At 58.8% G+C, this 18,749-nt stretch carries 16 protein-coding genes; 2 read left to right on the top strand and 14 right to left on the bottom strand.

Annotated elements, in window-relative coordinates:
* Nucleotides 1–36: 36 nt before the first annotated feature.
* Complete coding sequence (locus tag ACW9IN_RS15850) at nt 37–489, bottom strand: PaaI family thioesterase (protein WP_457366776.1); 453 nt, start codon at nt 487–489, stop codon at nt 37–39.
* Nucleotides 486–965, bottom strand: a complete 480-nt coding sequence (locus ACW9IN_RS15845) for a PaaI family thioesterase (protein ID WP_457366775.1) — start codon at nt 963–965, stop codon at nt 486–488. The genes ACW9IN_RS15850 and ACW9IN_RS15845 overlap by 4 nt, the downstream gene beginning before the upstream one ends.
* Nucleotides 966–1,123: 158 nt before the next feature.
* On the opposite strand from ACW9IN_RS15845, the gene ACW9IN_RS15840 reads away from it, so the two are divergent.
* Nucleotides 1,124–1,375 (top strand): hypothetical protein, encoded by a 252-nt coding sequence (locus ACW9IN_RS15840; RefSeq protein ID WP_010211724.1) that lies wholly within the window; start codon nt 1,124–1,126, stop codon nt 1,373–1,375.
* Nucleotides 1,376–1,591: 216 nt separating this feature from the next.
* Here the strand turns inward: ACW9IN_RS15840 and brnQ are convergent, their stop codons facing one another.
* From brnQ to sdhC, 10 genes are all read right to left on the bottom strand, one after another.
* Nucleotides 1,592–2,905: a branched-chain amino acid transport system II carrier protein gene (gene brnQ, locus ACW9IN_RS15835; RefSeq protein ID WP_457366774.1), complete on the bottom strand. Its 1,314-nt coding sequence runs from the start codon at nt 2,903–2,905 to the stop codon at nt 1,592–1,594.
* A gap of 368 nt (nt 2,906–3,273) precedes the next feature.
* Nucleotides 3,274–4,155 carry a succinate--CoA ligase subunit alpha gene (gene sucD, locus ACW9IN_RS15830; RefSeq protein ID WP_457366773.1) on the bottom strand — a complete coding sequence of 294 codons (882 nt, stop codon included), beginning with the start codon at nt 4,153–4,155 and terminating at the stop codon, nt 3,274–3,276.
* Nucleotides 4,155–5,321, bottom strand: a complete 1,167-nt coding sequence (gene sucC, locus ACW9IN_RS15825; protein ID WP_457366822.1) for an ADP-forming succinate--CoA ligase subunit beta — start codon at nt 5,319–5,321, stop codon at nt 4,155–4,157. The genes sucD and sucC overlap by 1 nt, the downstream gene beginning before the upstream one ends.
* Before the next feature lie 202 nt (nt 5,322–5,523).
* Nucleotides 5,524–6,960, bottom strand: a complete 1,437-nt coding sequence (lpdA, locus tag ACW9IN_RS15820) for a dihydrolipoyl dehydrogenase (RefSeq protein ID WP_457366772.1) — start codon at nt 6,958–6,960, stop codon at nt 5,524–5,526.
* A gap of 99 nt (nt 6,961–7,059) precedes the next feature.
* Nucleotides 7,060–8,283 carry a 2-oxoglutarate dehydrogenase complex dihydrolipoyllysine-residue succinyltransferase gene (gene odhB, locus ACW9IN_RS15815; RefSeq protein WP_457366771.1) on the bottom strand — a complete coding sequence of 408 codons (1,224 nt, stop codon included), beginning with the start codon at nt 8,281–8,283 and terminating at the stop codon, nt 7,060–7,062.
* A gap of 43 nt (nt 8,284–8,326) precedes the next feature.
* Complete coding sequence (locus ACW9IN_RS15810) at nt 8,327–11,158, bottom strand: 2-oxoglutarate dehydrogenase E1 component (protein WP_457366770.1); 2,832 nt, start codon at nt 11,156–11,158, stop codon at nt 8,327–8,329.
* A gap of 260 nt (nt 11,159–11,418) precedes the next feature.
* Nucleotides 11,419–12,123 carry a succinate dehydrogenase iron-sulfur subunit gene (locus ACW9IN_RS15805; protein WP_457366769.1) on the bottom strand — a complete coding sequence of 235 codons (705 nt, stop codon included), beginning with the start codon at nt 12,121–12,123 and terminating at the stop codon, nt 11,419–11,421.
* 11 nt (nt 12,124–12,134) lie between these two features.
* Entirely contained in the window at nt 12,135–13,907 is a 1,773-nt protein-coding gene (gene sdhA / locus ACW9IN_RS15800; protein WP_457366768.1) for a succinate dehydrogenase flavoprotein subunit, read from the bottom strand.
* Nucleotides 13,908–13,910: 3 nt separating this feature from the next.
* Nucleotides 13,911–14,279, bottom strand: a complete 369-nt coding sequence (gene sdhD / locus ACW9IN_RS15795; RefSeq protein ID WP_016974690.1) for a succinate dehydrogenase, hydrophobic membrane anchor protein — start codon at nt 14,277–14,279, stop codon at nt 13,911–13,913.
* Entirely contained in the window at nt 14,273–14,647 is a 375-nt protein-coding gene (gene sdhC, locus ACW9IN_RS15790; RefSeq protein WP_457366767.1) for a succinate dehydrogenase, cytochrome b556 subunit, read from the bottom strand. Before sdhC ends, sdhD begins: the two co-directional genes overlap by 7 nt.
* Before the next feature lie 364 nt (nt 14,648–15,011).
* Between sdhC and gltA the strand changes: the two genes are divergently transcribed.
* Nucleotides 15,012–16,301: a citrate synthase gene (gene gltA / locus ACW9IN_RS15785; protein WP_457366766.1), complete on the top strand. Its 1,290-nt coding sequence runs from the start codon at nt 15,012–15,014 to the stop codon at nt 16,299–16,301.
* A 257-nt stretch (nt 16,302–16,558) separates the two neighbouring features.
* Here gltA and ACW9IN_RS15780 read toward each other — a convergent pair whose 3' ends face one another.
* Together ACW9IN_RS15780 and ACW9IN_RS15775 are read right to left on the bottom strand one after the other, a co-directional pair.
* A complete protein-coding gene (locus ACW9IN_RS15780) occupies nt 16,559–18,217 on the bottom strand; it encodes a cation acetate symporter (RefSeq protein ID WP_457366765.1) in 1,659 nt (552 codons plus the stop codon).
* Nucleotides 18,214–18,525: a DUF485 domain-containing protein gene (locus ACW9IN_RS15775; RefSeq protein ID WP_457366764.1), complete on the bottom strand. Its 312-nt coding sequence runs from the start codon at nt 18,523–18,525 to the stop codon at nt 18,214–18,216. The genes ACW9IN_RS15780 and ACW9IN_RS15775 overlap by 4 nt, the downstream gene beginning before the upstream one ends.
* Nucleotides 18,526–18,749: the final 224 nt, after the last annotated feature.

The following is an 18,749-nucleotide window of genomic DNA, read 5'->3' as shown; positions in this document are numbered from 1 at the left end:
GGGTTGTCATCAAAGTTGGGGGCTAAGACCGGGATTTCAAGGGCAGCTCGGTTCCTCGATCTTGAAATGCGCGCGAGCGGTGGCGATCGGCTCGGCCGCCGTGCTCTGCCAGGCGGTGATCGCCACATTGGCCACCCGTCGGCCCTGGCGCCACACCTGGCATTTGGCATAGGTGTCACGAAACTGCCCGGCACGCAGGTAATCCAGGGAAAAATCGATAATCTTTGGCACCCCCGGTGCACCGGTGAATGCCAGCAGATGCAGGGCCGCAGACACCTCCATGAAGCCGGCGATCACGCCGCCGTGCAGGGCCGGCAATATGGGGTTACCAATATTGTCCTTGTTGGCCGGCATGCGGAAGAGCAACTCATCCCCCAGGCGTGTGCATTCGATGCCGATCAATTTGGCGTAGGGAATCAGGTCGAGCAGCGCCGCGTAGTCGCCCCGTACATGGGCCTGTTCCAGACGGGTCTTGAATCGATGGGTCATGGCCGCTGCTCTCCCTTGATCGCCTGACCGAGCCCCTGCGCCCCCTTGAGGCGCTTGCCCATGCGCATGAACGTGCCCACTACATGGGCAACCGGTTGTTGGGGATCATCCTGGTAGGCGAAACCACGGGTGAAAATCACGTCAGTGGTCACCCGGTAGCATTGCGCAAAACCGTAAACGGGCTTGTACGGCTCAGCGGGGTGCATGTAGTCGACGCGCAGATCGAGGGTCGGACACACCTCGAACTCCGGCAGCACGCACAGGGTGGCCATGCCGCAAGCGGTGTCCATCAGCGAAGTCAACGCGCCGCCGTGAATCACACCAGACCGGGGATCGCCGATCAGATGCGAGGCATAAGGCATGATCAATGTGATGCCCTCCTCGCTCGCCTGATGAGCGGTAATGCCCAATACCTGGCAATGGCGCAAGGCCGATACAAAGCGCGTCGCACGCTCTAACAGGGGATTTTCGGTCATTCGTTCCAGACTCTTATTAGTGTTGATCCGCAGAATGAGTGGGCCGGGTAAAAGTTCCTGTTAGTCAGTAATTTATATATCTAGAGAATAAAAGGAACTAATGCCGAACGGCCATGCTCGAAAGGCCAGTAGATATCTTCAATAAGGAGAAACACCCCATGCGCAAGACTTTAGCTATTTCCATGATGCTCGCCGCTGCCCTCGGTCTCGCTGCCTGCGACAAGAAATCCGAAGACAAAGCCCAGGACGCCGCCGCGCACTCCGAGCAAGCTCAGAAAGATATGGCGAAGGCTCAGGATAAAGTGAACGACGCCGCGAAAGAAAACGCCGATGCTGCCAAAGCTCAGGCTGAATCGAACGAAGCCGCCGCAAAAGAAGCAGCACCTGCTACCCCAGCCACCGGTTCCTGATACCGGCGCTTGAAACAGCGTTGTTGCACAAAAGAAAGGCCCGCTTATAGAGCGGGCCTTTCTTTGTCTGCTGTTTTTTATCCTATTCTTATTGCCGCGAAATGGACTAAGCCGCCCGAACCATGAAAAACACTAGATGGAATTTAACGATTCAGCCCATAAAAAATGCCCCGTATCGAAGGATACGGGGCATTTGAATACAACGATGAAACTGCCTTACGCGATAGCTTCGCTGCGCTTGCCCAGCAGACGATCAACCACCACCGCAACCGCCAGGGTCATCACCGAAGGCACCAGCCAGGCCAGGCCCTGCTCGCTCAGCGGCAGGTGCGCCAACTGCGCCGGCAACCAGTCAGCCAGGCCTGCGCCCTTGAGCGCGTCGACGCAGCCAAAGAGGAACGAAACCAGCATCACCGGGCCGACGATACGGCCCTGCTCGTGCCAGAAGTCTTTGCAGAAGCTCAGGGCCACCAGCACGATGCACGGCGGGTAGATTGCGGTAAGCACCGGGATCGAGAACGCAATCAGCTTAGTCAGGCCCAGGTTGGACACGAACAGCGAGAACAGCGCCAGGATCACCACCAGCGCCTTGTAGGACAGTGGCAGGATACGACTGAAATACTCGGCGCAGGCGCAAGTCAGGCCCACGGCAGTGACCAGGCACGCCAGGGAGATCAGCACAGCGAGGAAACCGCTGCCCAGGGAGCCGAAGGTATGTTGCACGTAGGCATGCAGCACTGCCGCGCCGTTGCTGGCACCGGCTGCCACCGCGTGGCTGCCGGAACCCAGGCGGAACAGGCTGATGTACACCAGGGCCAGGCCCACGCCGGCGATCAGTCCGGCAATGATGGCGTAGCGCGTGATCAGCTTCGGCGACTCGACGCCCCGTGAGCGAATCGCGTTGACGATGACGATGCCGAACACCAGGGCGCCCAGGGTATCCATGGTCAGGTAACCGTTGATAAAGCCTTGGGAAAACGGCGCAGCGACGTATTCCGGGGTGGCGACACCCACCTCACCGGCCGGCAGGGCAAACGCGGCAATCCCGAGGATGGCCAGCGCGATGATCTTCAGCGGGGCGAGGAAGCGACCCACGGTGTCCAGCAGTCGACCTGGGTACAGGGACACAAAAAACACCACCAGGAAGTACACCGAACTGTAGAGGAACAGTGCCAGCGGGCTTTCGCCGGTCAGCGGCGCCAGGCCCACTTCAAAGGAGACGGTCGCAGTACGCGGGGTGGCGAACAGCGGCCCTACCGCCAGATACGCCGCCGCCGCGAGCAGGCCACCGGCGATCTTGCCGATCGGGCTGCTCAACGCGTCCATGCCGCCGCCGACCTTGGCCAGGGCGATCACCGTGACCACCGGCAAACCCACCGCGGTGATCAAGAAGCCCAGCGCCGCCATCCAGACATGAGGCCCGGACTGCAAACCGACGATGGGTGGAAAAATGATATTGCCGGCGCCCACGAACAGGGCAAAAGTCATAAAGCCCAACGCCAGGACATCCTGGCTTTTCAACACTTTCATTTGAGGAAATACCACACTACTGAATCGGAATTTAGAGGGGGATTCCCTATGGATGAGGGAAATACTGCCGGCCCTTATGGCGGCCGACCGGTCTAGCGCGCGGCTTCCTTTTGGGATGCGAACGCATAAAGAGGCGGCTAGAGTACAGAAACCGGCTGACAAACGCACTGTCGTGGGGCGAACTGTCCGATAAGCGACACTTTCATGTCGCGTTTTCATACCTTTTGACAACCCGACCCTATGTGGGAGCTGGCTTGCCTGCTCCCACAGTTAACCGAGTAGACGCCCAACAAATGGGCAAACGCGGAAAGCACAAAGGCCACCCGAAGGTGGCCTTTGCCTGGTGAAGCGTCAGCTAAGCGCGAGGCTTACTTGACAGCCCAACCGGTCAGCTCGGCCAGGGCCTTGCCGATGTCTGCCAGCGAACGCACGGTTTTAACGCCTGCGTCTTGCAGCGCAGCGAATTTCTCGTCTGCAGTGCCTTTGCCGCCAGAGATGATTGCGCCAGCATGGCCCATGCGCTTGCCAGCAGGGGCAGTCACACCAGCGATGTAGGAAACAACCGGCTTGGTCACGTTTGCCTTGATGTAGGCAGCCGCTTCTTCTTCAGCCGAACCGCCGATCTCACCGATCATCACGATCGCTTCGGTCTTCGGGTCTTCCTGGAACAGTTTCAGGATGTCGATGAAGTTCGAGCCCGGGATCGGGTCACCGCCGATGCCGACGCAAGTCGACTGACCGAAACCGGCGTCAGTAGTCTGCTTCACAGCTTCGTAGGTCAGGGTGCCGGAACGGGAAACGATTCCGACTTTGCCTGGCAAGTGAATGTGACCTGGCATGATGCCGATCTTGCATTCGCCTGGAGTGATCACGCCTGGGCAGTTAGGGCCGATCAGGGTAACGCCCAGCTCGTCGCACTTAACTTTGGCGTCCAGCATGTCCAGGGTAGGAATGCCTTCGGTGATGCAGACGATCAGCTTGATGCCGCCGAATGCCGCTTCCAGGATGGAGTCCTTGCAGAAAGGAGCTGGAACGTAGATCACGCTGGCGGTGGCGCCAGTGGCAGCTACAGCGTCTTTCACGGTGTTGAACACTGGCAGGCCCAGGTGCTCGGTACCGCCTTTGCCCGGCGTTACACCACCGACCATTTTGGTGCCGTACTCGATGGCTTGCTGGGTGTGGAAGCTACCTTGCGAACCGGTAATACCCTGGCAGATAACTTTGGTGTCTTTATTGATCAGGACGCTCATTATTTGCCCTCCGCAGCTTTGACAACTTGTTGAGCAGCGTCGGTCAGGCTGGTAGCCGCGATGATGTTCAAACCGCTTTCTGCCAGTACTTTAGCGCCCAGTTCAGCGTTGTTGCCTTCAAGGCGAACAACAACCGGGATTTTAACGCCGACTTCTTTCACTGCACCGATGATGCCTTCGGCAATCATGTCGCAACGAACGATGCCGCCGAAGATGTTGACCAGTACTGCAGCGACGTTGGCGTCGGACAGGATGATCTTGAAGGCTTCGGTTACGCGTTCTTTGGTAGCACCACCGCCCACGTCGAGGAAGTTGGCTGGTTTGCCGCCATGCAGGTTGACGATGTCCATGGTACCCATGGCCAGGCCAGCACCGTTGACCATGCAGCCGATGTTACCTTCCAGGGCTACGTAGTTCAGTTCGAACTTGGCAGCGTGCGCTTCGCGCGGATCGTCTTGCGACGGATCGTGGAAAGTCTTCAGCTTCGGCTGACGGTACATGGCGTTGGCGTCGATGTTGATCTTGGCGTCCAGGCAGTGCAGATCGCCGTCAGCCTTGATCACCAGCGGGTTCACTTCCAGCAGGGCCAGATCGTGATCCTGGAACAGTTTGGCCAGACCTACGAAGATCTTGGCGAACTGGGCAACTTGCTTGCCTTCCAGACCCAGCTGGAACGCCAGCTCGCGACCCTGGAATGGCTGAGCGCCAACCAGTGGATCGATAGTGGCCTTCAGAATTTTTTCTGGGGTTTCGTGAGCGATTTTCTCGATGTCCACGCCACCTTCGGTGGAAGCCATGAACACGATGCGACGGCTCGAACGGTCAACGACAGCGCCCAGGTACAGCTCTTTAGCGATATCAGTGCACGATTCAACCAGGATCTTGGTGACTGGCTGGCCATTGGCATCAGTCTGGTAAGTCACCAGACGCTTGCCCAGCCACTGCTGTGCGAAGGCCTTGGCGTCTTCTTTGCTGCGAACCAGCTTAACGCCGCCCGCTTTACCGCGACCACCGGCGTGGACCTGGGCTTTGACAACCCACTCGCTGCCACCGATTTTGTCGCAAGCTTCTGCTGCTGCTTCCGGGGTGTCTACCGCGAAACCCTTGGATACTGGCAGGCCGTATTCAGCGAACAGCTGCTTACCCTGATACTCGTGAAGATTCATGCTTTTTACCGTCTTCGTTAGGTACTGCGCATTCGGCGCTGCGCTCATTATGAGTGCCGCGCCACCTGTGACTGCTGCTTGCACAACTTGCGGGGCTCAGCACCCCTGAAGCTGCGCAAGACTGCGTCCGGCGGACATTCCGCGGTGAGTCTTGCGCGCAAGGCTCACGACGGGCAGCCGCCGTGGTTTCTTATTATCTCGCTTAGCGCTTCTTGCGGTTGGCGATGTGGATGGCGCCGCCATTCACAGCCAACGCGGCTTCGTGCAACGCTTCGGACAGGGTCGGATGGGAGAAGACCATCATGCCCAGGTCCTCGGCACTGGTGCCGAATTCCATACCGATCGCGCCTTGCTGAACCAGCTCTGCAGCGCTTGGGCCGATCACGTGGACGCCCAATACGCGGTCAGTCTTGGCATCAGCGATGACTTTGACAAAACCACCGGTGTCGTTGGCTGCCATGGCACGGCCAGATGCAGCGAACGGGAAGGTGCCGACGTTAACTTCAACGCCTTCAGCTTTCAACTGCTGTTCGTTCTTGCCGACCCATGCAATTTCCGGGTGGGTGTAGATAACCGACGGGATCAGGTCGTAGTTCATCTGGGTCTTGTGGCCCTTGATGCGCTCGACAACCATGATGCCTTCTTCAGAAGCCTTGTGCGCCAGCATCATGCCGCGAACCACGTCGCCGATGGCGTATACGCCAGGCACGGTGGTCGCGCAGTGATCGTCGACGTGCACATAGCCGCGCTCGTCCAGGGTCACGCCGCTGTCAGCTGCCAGCAGGTCGGTAGTCACTGGACGGCGACCAACGGCTACGATCAGCTTGTCGAAAGTGATGGTTTTTTCGCCATCCTTGTCGGTGTAGTTCACAACGACTTCTTCGCCGTTGACTTTCGAGCCGGTCACGCGAGCGCCCAGCTTGATGTCCAGACCTTGTTTGGTCAGGGTTTTCAGCGCTTCTTTCGAAACAGCGGTGTCGGCAGCCAGCAGGAACGTGTCCAGGGCTTCCAGCACGGTCACTTCGGCACCCAGACGGGACCAGACCGAACCCAGCTCCAGGCCGATCACGCCAGCGCCGATCACGCCCAGGCGCTTTGGCACAGCCTGGAATTCCAGGGCGCCGGTCGAATCAACGATCACGTTGTTGTCGACTGGAGCCGGTGGAATGTCGATCGGGCGCGAGCCTGGTGCCAGGATCACGTTTTCGGCTTCGATGACTTCTACCGAGCCGTCCGGCTTGGTGATTTCAACTTTCTTGCCGGCCAGCAACTTGCCGTGGCCCTGCAGGGAAGTGACACCGTTGGCCTTGAACAAGGTCGCAACGCCGGAAGTCAGGCCTTTGACGATGTTGGCTTTACGGCCAACCATTGCCGGCACGTCCATGGACACGCCAGCGTGGCTGATGCCGTGGATCGCGAAACCGTCCTGGGCTTCGTGGAATTTCCAGGAGCTGTCCAGCAGCGCCTTGGAAGGAATGCAACCGACGTTCAGGCAAGTACCGCCCAGCGCCAGTTTGCCTTCCTTGTCGGTGTATTTTTCGATGCAAGCAGTCGAGAGGCCCAGTTGTGCGGCCTTGATGGCGGCAACATAACCGCCAGGACCTGCACCAATCACTACGACGTCAAATTTCTGTGTCATGAAAATAGATCCTCTATTTGCGACAAGCTTTTAGCCGCAAGCTGCAAGCCAAGCTGCTTTTTCTTACAGCTTGTAGCTCGCAACTTGCAGCTGCTTCAATCAGATATCCAGCAGCAGACGAGCCGGGTCTTCCAGCAGGTTCTTGATGGTCACCAGGAAAGTCACGGCTTCTTTACCATCGATCAGGCGGTGATCGTAAGACAGCGCCAGGTACATCATCGGGCGGATCACGACCTGGCCGTTGATGGCCATCGGACGCTGGATGATGTTGTGCATGCCCAGGATCGCAGCTTGCGGCGGGTTGACGATCGGGGTCGACATCATCGAACCGAAGGTACCACCGTTGGTGATGGTGAAGGTACCGCCGGTCATCTCGTCGATGGTCAGCTTGCCGTCGCGGGCTTTCTTGCCGAAATTGGCGATGCCACCTTCGATTTCAGCCAGGCTCATGTGCTCGGCGTTACGCAGAACCGGTACCACCAGGCCACGGTCGCTGGACACGGCAACGCCGATATCTGCGTAGCCATGGTAAACGATGTCGTTGCCGTCGATCGAAGCGTTGACTGCCGGGAAGCGCTTCAGCGCTTCGGTAGCCGCTTTCACGAAGAACGACATGAAGCCCAGGCGCACGCCGTTATGGGACTTCTCGAACAGATCCTTGTACTTCGAACGCAGGGCCATGACTTCGGTCATGTCGACTTCGTTGAACGTGGTCAGCATCGCCATGTTCGACTGGGCTTCAACCAGACGCTTGGCCACGGTGGCCCGTACGCGGGTCATCGGCACACGCTTCTCGGTGCGGTCGCCAGCGGCGAACACAGGCGCAGCGGCAGCCGGAGCAGCAGCCTTGGCAGGCGCAGCAGCCGGAGCGGCTTTCTTGGCAGCGACAGCGGCCACGACGTCTTCCTTGGTCACACGACCGCCTTTGCCGGTGCCGGCAACGGAGGCGATGTTGATGCCATTCTCTTCAGCCAGCTTGCGGGCAGCCGGTGCAGCGACAGGGTCGTCTTCGCCAGCGTCGGCAGCAGCAGCGGCAGGCGCGGCCGCCGGTGCAGCGGCGGCGGCAGGAGCGGCAGCAGCGGAACCGCCCTCTTCGATCGAGCCCAGTACCTGGTTCGACAGAACGGTGTCACCTTCATTGGCAACGATTGCACCCAGCACGCCATCCGCTTCAGCCAACACTTCCAGAACGACTTTGTCGGTCTCGATGTCGACGATCAGGTCGTCACGCTTTACAGCGTCGCCTGGTTTCTTGTGCCAGGTGGCAACGGTGCCATCGGCAACCGATTCCGGGAATGACGGGGCTTTGATTTCGATAGCCATTATCTGTGGTCCTTAAAATTCGGTTTCAGTCAGCGCGAAGGCGTTAAACAGTGAAAGCATCTTGCAGCAGTTTTTCCTGCTGCTCGGCGTGCATCGACGCATAACCGCAAGCCGGTGCGGCAGAAGCCTCACGGCCGGCATATTCCAGGTTCAGCGCCTTGTTATGGTTGCCGATGCTGCGACGCAGGTGATGCTGGCTGCTGTACCACGCGCCCTGGTTCATCGGTTCTTCCTGGCACCACACCACATTGGTGAGGTTGGTGTAAGGCGCGATGGCCTCCATCAGGTCGTCTTCCGGGAACGGATACAGCTGCTCGATACGCACGATGGCGATGTCTTCGCGGCCTTCGGCACGGCGTTTTTCCAGCAGGTCGTAGTAGACCTTGCCGCTGCACAGGATCAGGCGCGTCACTTTGGCCGCGTCCAGCGCATCGATTTCCGGAATAACGGTCTGGAACGAACCATCCGCCAGATCTTCCAGGGTCGAGATGGCCAATTTATGACGCAGCAACGACTTCGGTGTCAGCACTACCAGCGGCTTGCGCAGCGGGCGAATCACCTGACGACGCAGCAAGTGGTAGATCTGGGCCGGGGTCGTCGGCACGCACACCTGAATGTTGTGCTCGGCGCACAGCTGCAGGTAACGCTCCAGACGGGCCGAGGAGTGCTCAGGGCCCTGACCTTCATAACCGTGCGGCAGCAGCATGGTCAGACCGCACAGGCGGCCCCACTTGTGCTCGCCGCTGGTGATGAACTGGTCGATCACCACCTGGGCACCGTTGGCGAAGTCGCCGAACTGGGCTTCCCAGATCACCAACGCGTTCGGCGTGGTGGTGGAGTAGCCGTATTCGAACGCCAGTACGGCCTCTTCGGACAGGAACGAGTCGTACAGGTCGAAACGTGGCTGGCCTTCGTACAGGTGCTTCAGCGGAACGTAGGTGCTGGCATCTTTCTGGTTGTGCAGAACCGCGTGACGGTGCGAGAACGTACCACGGCCGATGTCCTGGCCGGTCATGCGGATCGGGTGGCCTTCGAACGCCAGGGTCGCGTACGCCATGGTTTCGGCGTAACCCCAGTTGATCGGCAGGCCGCCGGCTTGCATCTTCTGACGGTCTTCGTAGATCTTCGAAACCTGGCGCTGCACCACGAAGCCTTCCGGAATTTCCAGCAGCTTGGCAGACAGTTCCTGCAGGGTTTTCAGATCGAAACGTGTGTCGTGACGCGCGGTCCAGGTGTGGCCCAGGTACGGACGCCAGTCAACGAACAACTCTTTGTTCGGTTCCTTGACCAGGCTTTTCACCACATGCAGACCGTTGTCCAGCGCGTTGCGGTATTCATCGACCTTCGCCTGAACACGCGCATCGTCCACCACGCCGGCCTTGGTCAGGCTTTCGGCGTACAGCTCACGGGTGGTGCGCTGTTTGGTGATCTGCTGGTACATCAACGGCTGGGTGCCGCTTGGCTCGTCCGCTTCGTTGTGACCGCGACGACGGTAGCAGACCAGGTCGATCACCACGTCACGCTTGAACTGCATGCGGTAGTCGACGGCCAGTTGGGTCACGAACAGCACGGCTTCCGGGTCATCGCCATTCACATGGAGAATCGGCGCCTGGATCATCTTGGCAACGTCAGTGGCGTACTCGGTGGAACGCGCGTCCAACGGGTTGCTGATGGTGAAGCCCACCTGGTTGTTGATGACGATGTGAACGGTACCGCCGGTCTTGAAGCCGCGGGTCTGCGACATCTGGAAGGTTTCCAGCACCACGCCTTGACCGGCGAATGCCGCGTCACCGTGGATGGAAATCGGCAGAACCTTCTCACCGGTGGCGTCGTTGCGACGGTCCTGACGAGCACGTACCGAACCCTCGACCACCGGAGAAACGATTTCCAGGTGGGACGGGTTGAAGGCCATGGCCAGGTGAACTTCACCGCCAGTGGTCATGACGTTGGACGAGAAGCCCTGGTGGTATTTAACGTCACCGGAACCCAGCTCGACCTTTTTCTTGCCTTCGAACTCGTCGAACAGCTCGCGCGGGTTCTTGCCGAACGTGTTGACCAACACGTTCAAGCGACCACGGTGAGCCATGCCGATCACGATTTCCTTGGTGCCGTAGGAGCCGGAACGCTGGATCAGCTCGTCGAGCATCGGAATCAGGCTTTCGCCGCCTTCCAGACCGAAACGCTTGGTGCCCGGGTATTTGGTACCCAGGTATTTTTCCAGGCCTTCCGCTGCGGTCACGCGCTCAAGCAGGTGGCTGCGTACATCGGCGGACAGCACCGGACGGCCGCGCACGCCTTCCAGACGGTGCTGGAACCATTGGCGCTGCTCGGAATCGGTGATGTGCGTGAATTCAGCGCCGATGGTGCGGCAATATGTCTGCTGCAACGCTTCGTGAATTTCGCGTAGGCTCGCTTCCTCTTTGCCGATGAACAGGTCGCCGGCACGGAAGGTCGTATCAAGATCGGCATTGGTCAAGCCGTAATGATTGATCGACAGGTCAGCCGGTGCAGGACGCTGCCAGAGCCCCAGCGGGTCAAGCTGGGCCGCCTGGTGGCCACGCATCCGGAAGGCCTGGATCAGTCGCAGTACTTCAACTTGCTTCTTCTCGTGCTCACTGCTCACGCTGCCGGCGGAAACCGGTTGGGCGCGGCGCTGGTTCTTTGCCAGCAGCACGAACTGATCGCGAATTGTTGCATGCGATACATCGGTGGCAGCGTTGCCGTCTGAAGACAACGTCTGAAATTTGGTGCGCCATTCTTCTGGCACAGCGTTAGGGTCGTGCAGGTAGAGCTCATAAAGCTCTTCCACATAGGCTGCGTTACCACCTGAAAGATAGCCGCTTTCCCACATGCGCTGCATCACGCTTTCTTGCATGCTTGGTCACCCTCGATTTGGGGACACCACCGGCGATAACACCGAGTCTGCTTGCAAAAGGCCGAGTGCAGCGACCAAAACAAGCCACTTAGGATCACGCTGATAGTTCGGGTACCAACCCGAATGCCCCTGCTTGTCTCATTTCTTCAAAATAAGAGCCGCGCTTTGTAAATCGCTGCTCAAGTTAAAACTACGGCGCCGGTTGAAGCCTGCGCCGCAGCATTTACGGGCACAACGGTCCTGCTTTACTACAACGTCGGTTACACGCCGCTCTGCAGCAGCATGTTACGGATGTGACCAATGGCCTTAGTCGGGTTCAGGCCTTTGGGACATACGTTGACGCAGTTCATGATGCCGCGGCAGCGGAATACGCTGAACGGATCATCCAGCGAAGCCAGACGCTCGGACGTCTTGGTGTCACGGCTGTCTGCCAGGAAGCGGTACGCTTGCAGCAGGGCAGCTGGACCCAGGAACTTGTCCGGGTTCCACCAGAAGGACGGGCAGGAGGTCGAGCAGCAAGCGCACAGGATGCACTCGTACAGACCGTCGAGCTTGTCGCGCTCTTCCGGGGACTGCAGACGCTCGATGGCCGGAGCCGGCGTGTCGTTCTGCAGGAACGGCTTAACTTTCTCGTATTGCTTGTAGAAGATGCTCATATCAACGACCAGGTCACGGATAACCGGCAAACCTGGCAGCGGACGAACCACGAGCTTGTTCCCTTTCACCACGGCGGACAGCGGCGTGATGCACGCCAGGCCATTCTTGCCGTTGATGTTCATGCCGTCGGAGCCACAAACACCTTCACGGCAGGAGCGACGATAGGAGAAACCTTCGTCCTGCTCTTTGATCAGGGCCAGCACGTCCAGCACCATCAGGTCTTTACCACCGGTATCGACCTGGAATTCCTGCATGAACGGCGCGGCGTCCTGATCAGGGTTGTAACGATAAACACTGACTTTCAACATGGCAGCCACCCTTAGTAAGTCCGAATCTTCGGTTCAAACGTCGGAACCGTCTTCGGCGAGAAGTTCACGGCACGCTTGGCAACGCGCTTGTCACCCGGGAAGTACAGGGTGTGGCACAGCCAGTTTTCGTCGTCGCGGTCTTCAAAGTCTTCACGAGCGTGAGCGCCGCGGGATTCTTTACGAACCTCGGCAGCGATCGCAGTCGCTTCAGCCACTTCCAGCAGGTTTTGCAGCTCCAGCGCTTCGATACGCGCGGTGTTGAACGCCTGGCTCTTGTCGTTGATCTTGACGTTGGCGATACGCGTACGCAGATCCGCCAGTTGGGCGATACCCTTCTGCATGTATTCGCCTGTACGGAATACACCGAAGTAGTTCTGCATGCAGCTTTGCAGCTCGCGACGCAGGGTGGCTACGTCCTCGCCATCGGTGCGCTCGTTCAGCGCATTCAGGCGTGCCATGGCCGCATTGATGTTGGCTTCGGTGGCGTCATCGTATTCGATGCCGTCAGTCAGCGCCTTTTCCAGGTGCAGGCCGGCAGCACGGCCGAATACCACGAGGTCGAGCAGCGAGTTGCCGCCCAGACGGTTGGCACCGTGAACCGATACGCACGCCACTTCGCCTACGGCGAACAGGCCCGGGATGATGGCGTCTTTGCCTTCGCCGTCCTGGGTGATCGCTTGACCGTGGATGTTGGTGGCAACGCCGCCCATCATATAGTGGCAAGTTGGAACAACCGGAACCGGAGCAACCACAGGGTCAACGTGGGCAAAAGTCTTGGACAGCTCGCAAATGCCAGGCAGGCGGCTGTGCAGTACTTCTTCACCCAGGTGATCAAGCTTGAGCATCACGTGGTCGCCATTCGGACCGCAACCGTTGCCGGCGATGATTTCCTTGACCATCGAGCGAGCAACCACGTCACGACCGGCCAGGTCTTTGGCGTTCGGCGCATAACGTTCCATGAAACGCTCGCCGTGCTTGTTGATCAGGTAACCACCTTCACCACGGCAACCCTCGGTCACCAGTACACCGGCGCCGGCGATGCCGGTCGGGTGGAACTGCCACATTTCGATGTCCTGCACCGGAACGCCAGCACGCAAGGCCATGCCAACGCCGTCACCGGTGTTGATCAGGGCGTTGGTGGTCGACGCGTAGATACGGCCAGCACCGCCGGTCGCCAGCACGGTGGCTTTCGAACGGATGTAGGTGGTTTCGCCGGTTTCGATGCAGATGGCGATCACGCCAACGAATGCACCGTCGCCGTTCTTCACTAGGTCAACCGCGTAGTACTCGTTCAGGAACGTGGTACCGGCTTTCAGGTTGCCTTGATAAAGGGTGTGCAGCAGGGCGTGACCGGTACGGTCGGATGCCGCGCAGGTACGGGCAGCCTGGCCACCCTTACCGTAATCCTTGGACTGACCGCCGAACGGACGCTGATAGATACGACCCTGTTCGGTACGGGAGAACGGCAGACCCATGTGGTCCAGCTCGAACACCGCGGCCGGGCCTTCCTGACACATGTATTCGATAGCGTCCTGGTCGCCGATGTAGTCGGAACCCTTGACGGTATCGTACATGTGCCAGCGCCAGTCATCGTTCGGGTCGGCGGACGCGATCGCACAGGTGATGCCACCCTGGGCCGACACGGTGTGGGAACGCGTCGGGAACACCTTGGTGATCACGGCAGTCTTGTGACCACCCTGGGCCAGCTGCAGCGCAGCGCGCATGCCGGCACCACCGCCACCAATGATGATGGCGTCGAAGGAAATAGTTGGAATGTTAGCCATGAATCAGATACCCCAAAGAATCTGCACACCCCAGACGAAGTAAGCGAACATCGCGACGCCGCAGACTGCCTGGAAGAGGAAACGTACTGCGGTCGCGGACTTGCCCAGCGCCATCGGCGTCAGGTAGTCGGTCGCGATGGTCCACATGCCGACCCAGGCGTGAGCGCCCAGGGCTACAAGGGCCAGCAGACTGAAGATTCGCATCGCATTATGGGAAAACAGGCCATGCCATTGCTCATAGCTGATGCCTGGGTTTGCGACGAGGTATCCGATCAGGAAAATGAAATAAGCCGCGAGCACGACCGCAGACACACGCTGTGCCATCCAGTCATAGAGGCCCGAACGCGAAAGGTTCGTAACGCTGGTTACCATATCCAAACTCCTGCCAGAACGATCAGCACCACGGAAATGGCGATGATGATTTTCGAGCCACGGCGGCCGCCTTCCAGCGTCTCACCGATGCCCGCATCCATAATCAAGTGGCGCACGCCGGCTACCAGGTGATAGAGCAGAGCGGACAGGAGGCCCCATGCTACGAACTTGGCCAGCGGGCTGGTCAAGCATGCCTTCACCTCGGCATAACCTTCCGCCGAACCCAGGGATTTGCTCAATGCATAAAGCATGATGCCCAGGCCGAGGAACAGGATGATGCCGGAAACACGGTGCAGGAACGACGTAACGCCGGTGATGGGGAGTTTGATGGTCCTTAGGTCTAGGTTTACAGGTCGTTGGCTATTCACGGCTTTTTTTCACACTGAAGAGCCCCTAACAATCAGGGCAAAGTTGTTGGGGAGTGCACTGGTCAGGTAAGCACCACCCAGGGAGTGCGACCCCCAATGAAAGCAAGCCCAAAAGCCCTTGGCGGTCGGTGGCCGAGTATAGACAGTTAGGTTACTAATGACAACGCGCGCTCCTCACCCTAATAGCGGATTGCGCTGGCGGGATAAAAGGCGTAAATGGCAGTCAATTTCGAGGAAAAAGTACGGTTAAAGCCTTCTGGCGCAAGACTTTAGGCAAATTGACATCTGGATTTATATCAATATAGTGGTGCGGGCCCTGCGTGGGGGGTCTGTCTGATGATTTGAAGCATAAATAGGAGGCCACATGGCTGACAAAAAAGCGCAGTTGATCATCGAGGGCGCAGCCCCCGTCGAGCTGCCCATTTTAACCGGCACCGTTGGTCCCGATGTTATCGACGTACGGGGCCTGACGGCCACGGGCCGTTTCACATTCGACCCAGGCTTCATGTCGACCGCCTCTTGCGAGTCGAAGATCACCTATATCGATGGCGATAATGGCATTTTGCTGCATCGCGGCTACCCGATCGAGCAACTGGCCGAGAAATCGGACTATCTGGAAACCTGCTACCTGCTGCTGAATGGCGAATTGCCAACCGCCGAGCAGAAAGCCAAGTTTGTCAGCAACGTGAAGAACCACACCATGGTTCACGAGCAGTTGAAGACTTTCTTCAACGGCTTCCGTCGCGACGCCCACCCGATGGCCGTCATGTGCGGCGTGGTCGGCGCCCTGTCGGCCTTCTATCACGACTCCCTCGACATCAATAACCCGCAGCACCGCGAAATCTCCGCGGTCCGCCTGGTTGCCAAGATGCCGACCCTGGCCGCAATGGTTTACAAGTACTCCATGGGCCAACCCATGATGTACCCGCGCAACGACCTGTCGTACGCGGAAAACTTCCTGCACATGATGTTCAACACCCCGTGCGAGATCAAACCGATCAGCCCGGTGCTGGCCAAGGCAATGGACCGGATCTTCATCCTCCACGCCGACCACGAACAGAACGCCTCCACCTCCACCGTGCGCCTGGCGGGCTCTTCGGGTGCCAACCCGTTCGCCTGTATCGCCGCCGGTATCGCCGCACTGTGGGGCCCTGCCCACGGCGGTGCGAACGAAGCCGTATTGACCATGCTCGATGAAATCGGCGATGTCTCGAACATCGACAAGTTCATCGCCAAGGCCAAGGACAAGAACGATCCGTTCAAGCTGATGGGCTTCGGTCACCGCGTCTACAAGAACCGCGACCCACGCGCCACCGTCATGAAGCAGACCTGCGACGAAGTGTTGAAGGAACTGGGCATCAAGAACGACCCGCAACTCGAACTGGCCATGCGCCTGGAAGAGATCGCCCTGACCGACCCGTACTTCATCGAGCGTTCGCTGTACCCGAACGTCGACTTCTACTCGGGGATCATCCTCAAGGCGATCGGCATTCCAACCAGCATGTTCACCGTGATCTTCGCCCTGGCGCGGACCGTGGGCTGGATCTCCCACTGGAAAGAAATGCTCTCGAGCCCGTACAAGATCGGCCGCCCGCGCCAGCTGTACACCGGCTACGAGTCGCGTGACATCACCAAGCTGGAAGATCGCAAGTAAGCACTTGGCTACTTGGTTGCATTGAAAACGGCCTCCCTTAGCGGAGGCCGTTTTTGTTTGTGCCGCAATTGAGAAACTTATCGTTCCCACGCTCCGCGTGGGAATGCATACCGGGACGCTCTGCGTCCCAAAGCATGACGCAGAGCGTCACAAAAGGCATTCCCACGCAGAGCGTGGGAACGATCAAACACACAACCCAAGGCAATAAAAAATGCCCCGGCCTTTCGACCGGGGCATTTCTTCATACAGCGACAGCGTTAGTGGTTAACCGCCCCACTCGCCCCCAGGCCAGTCTGCGAACGCACAAACTGCGGGAAGTACAGCGCACGCTCTTTCTCTGCCGCCGCCGACTTGTCGGTGATGGAGAAGAACCAGATGCCGATGAACGCGATGATCATCGAGAACAGCGCCGGGTACTCGTACGGGAAGATGGCTTTTTCATGGTGCAGGATCGAGACCCAGATGGTCGGGCCGAGCACCATCAGGCCAACGGCGCTGAGCAGGCCCAGCCAGCCGCCGATCATTGCGCCACGGGTGGTGAGGTTTTTCCAGTACATGGAAAGCAGCAACACCGGGAAGTTACAGCTGGCGGCAATGGAGAACGCCAAGCCGACCATGAACGCGATGTTCTGGCTTTCGAACAGGATACCCAGGCCGATCGCCAATACACCCAAGGCAATGGTGGTGATCTTCGATACGCGAATCTCATCCTTGTCGTTGGCCTTGCCTTTCTTGATCACGCTGGCATACAGGTCGTGGGACACCGCCGAAGCACCGGCCAGGGTCAAGCCGGCAACCACCGCCAGGATGGTGGCGAACGCCACGGCCGAGATGAAGCCCAGGAAGATACTGCCACCCACCGCGTTGGCCAGGTGCACCGCCGCCATGTTGTTACCACCCAGCAAGGCGCCTGCGGCATCCTTGAACGCCGGGTTGGTGCTGACCAGCAGAATCGCGCCGAAGCCAATGATGAAGGTCAGGATGTAGAAGTAACCGATGAAACCTGTGGCGTAGAACACGCTCTTGCGAGCTTCCTTGGCGTCACTCACGGTGAAGAAGCGCATCAGGATGTGTGGCAGGCCAGCGGTACCGAACATCAGTGCAAGCCCCAGGGAGAATGCAGAGATCGGATCTTTCACCAGACCGCCCGGGCTCATGATCGCTTCACCTTTGGGGTGAACCTTGATGGCCTCGGAGAACAGCAGGTTGAAGTCGAAGTTGACGTGCTTCATCACCATCAACGCCATGAACGACGCGCCGGACAGCAGCAGCACTGCCTTGATGATCTGCACCCAGGTGGTCGCCAGCATGCCGCCGAACAGCACGTACAGCACCATCAGGATACCCACCAGAATCACCGCCACATGGTAGTCCAGGCCGAACAGCAGCTGGATCAGCTTGCCCGCCCCCACCATCTGCGCGATCAGGTAGAACGCCACCACCACCAGCGAGCCGCATGCCGACAGGCTGCGGATCTGGGTCTGGCCCAGGCGATAGGACGCCACGTCGGCAAAGGTGTACTTGCCCAGGTTGCGCAGGCGCTCGGCGATCAGGAACAGAATGATCGGCCAGCCCACCAGGAAGCCGATCGAGTAGATCAGGCCGTCATAACCGGAGGTGTAGACCAGCGCGGAAATCCCCAGGAAGGACGCCGCCGACATGTAGTCACCGGCAATGGCCAGGCCGTTCTGGAAACCGGTGATCTTGCCGCCGGCCGCGTAGTAGTCGGCCGCCGACTTGTTGCGCTTGGAGGCCCAGTAGGTGATGCACAGGGTGGCACCCACGAATGCAATGAACATCACGATGGCCGAGACGTTCAGCGGTTGCTTGTGCACTTCACCGGTCAATGCGTCCGCCGCCCAGAGCGCCGGAGCAAAGAGCGAAGCGCTGAATACTGCCAGTAGACGCCGGATCATTGCGCAGCCTCCTTGAGAATCGCAGCGTTCAGGTCGTCAAACTCGCCATTGGCCCGGCGCACGTAGATGCCGGTCAGCACGAAGGCAGACACAATCAGCCCGACGCCCAGGGGAATGCCCCAGGTAATCGACGAACCAGGGCTAAGCTTGGCCCCCAGTACTTGTGGCCCATAGGCGATCAACAGGATGAAAGCGGAGTAAAGCCCTAGCATGATCGCCGAGAGAATCCAGGCGAACCTTTCCCTTTTTCTCACCAGCTCCTTGAAGCGCGGGCTGTCTTGAATCGAGAGGTAAATGCTGTCGTTCATTGTTTTTATCCTCGCAGCACAGCTTTTTTATTATTGGAACGTATCCACTGTATGCGGCTGCACAAAGGGTTCCAGACGACCTTAGTAGTAGAAGGAGATAGCAACTTCGCAAGTTTTGCGGCCAACAAATAAACCGCAGCCTGAAATACACACAAAAATGTGGGAGCGGGCTTGCCCGCGAATGCCGTGGTTCAGTCGGCTTATGCATCGACTGGCACACTGCT

It is taken from the genome of Pseudomonas sp. SDO5271_S396 (assembly GCF_054071795.1).
The sequence above is the reverse complement of the archived record's forward strand: the minus strand, read 5'-3'. Positions and strand labels throughout refer to the sequence as shown.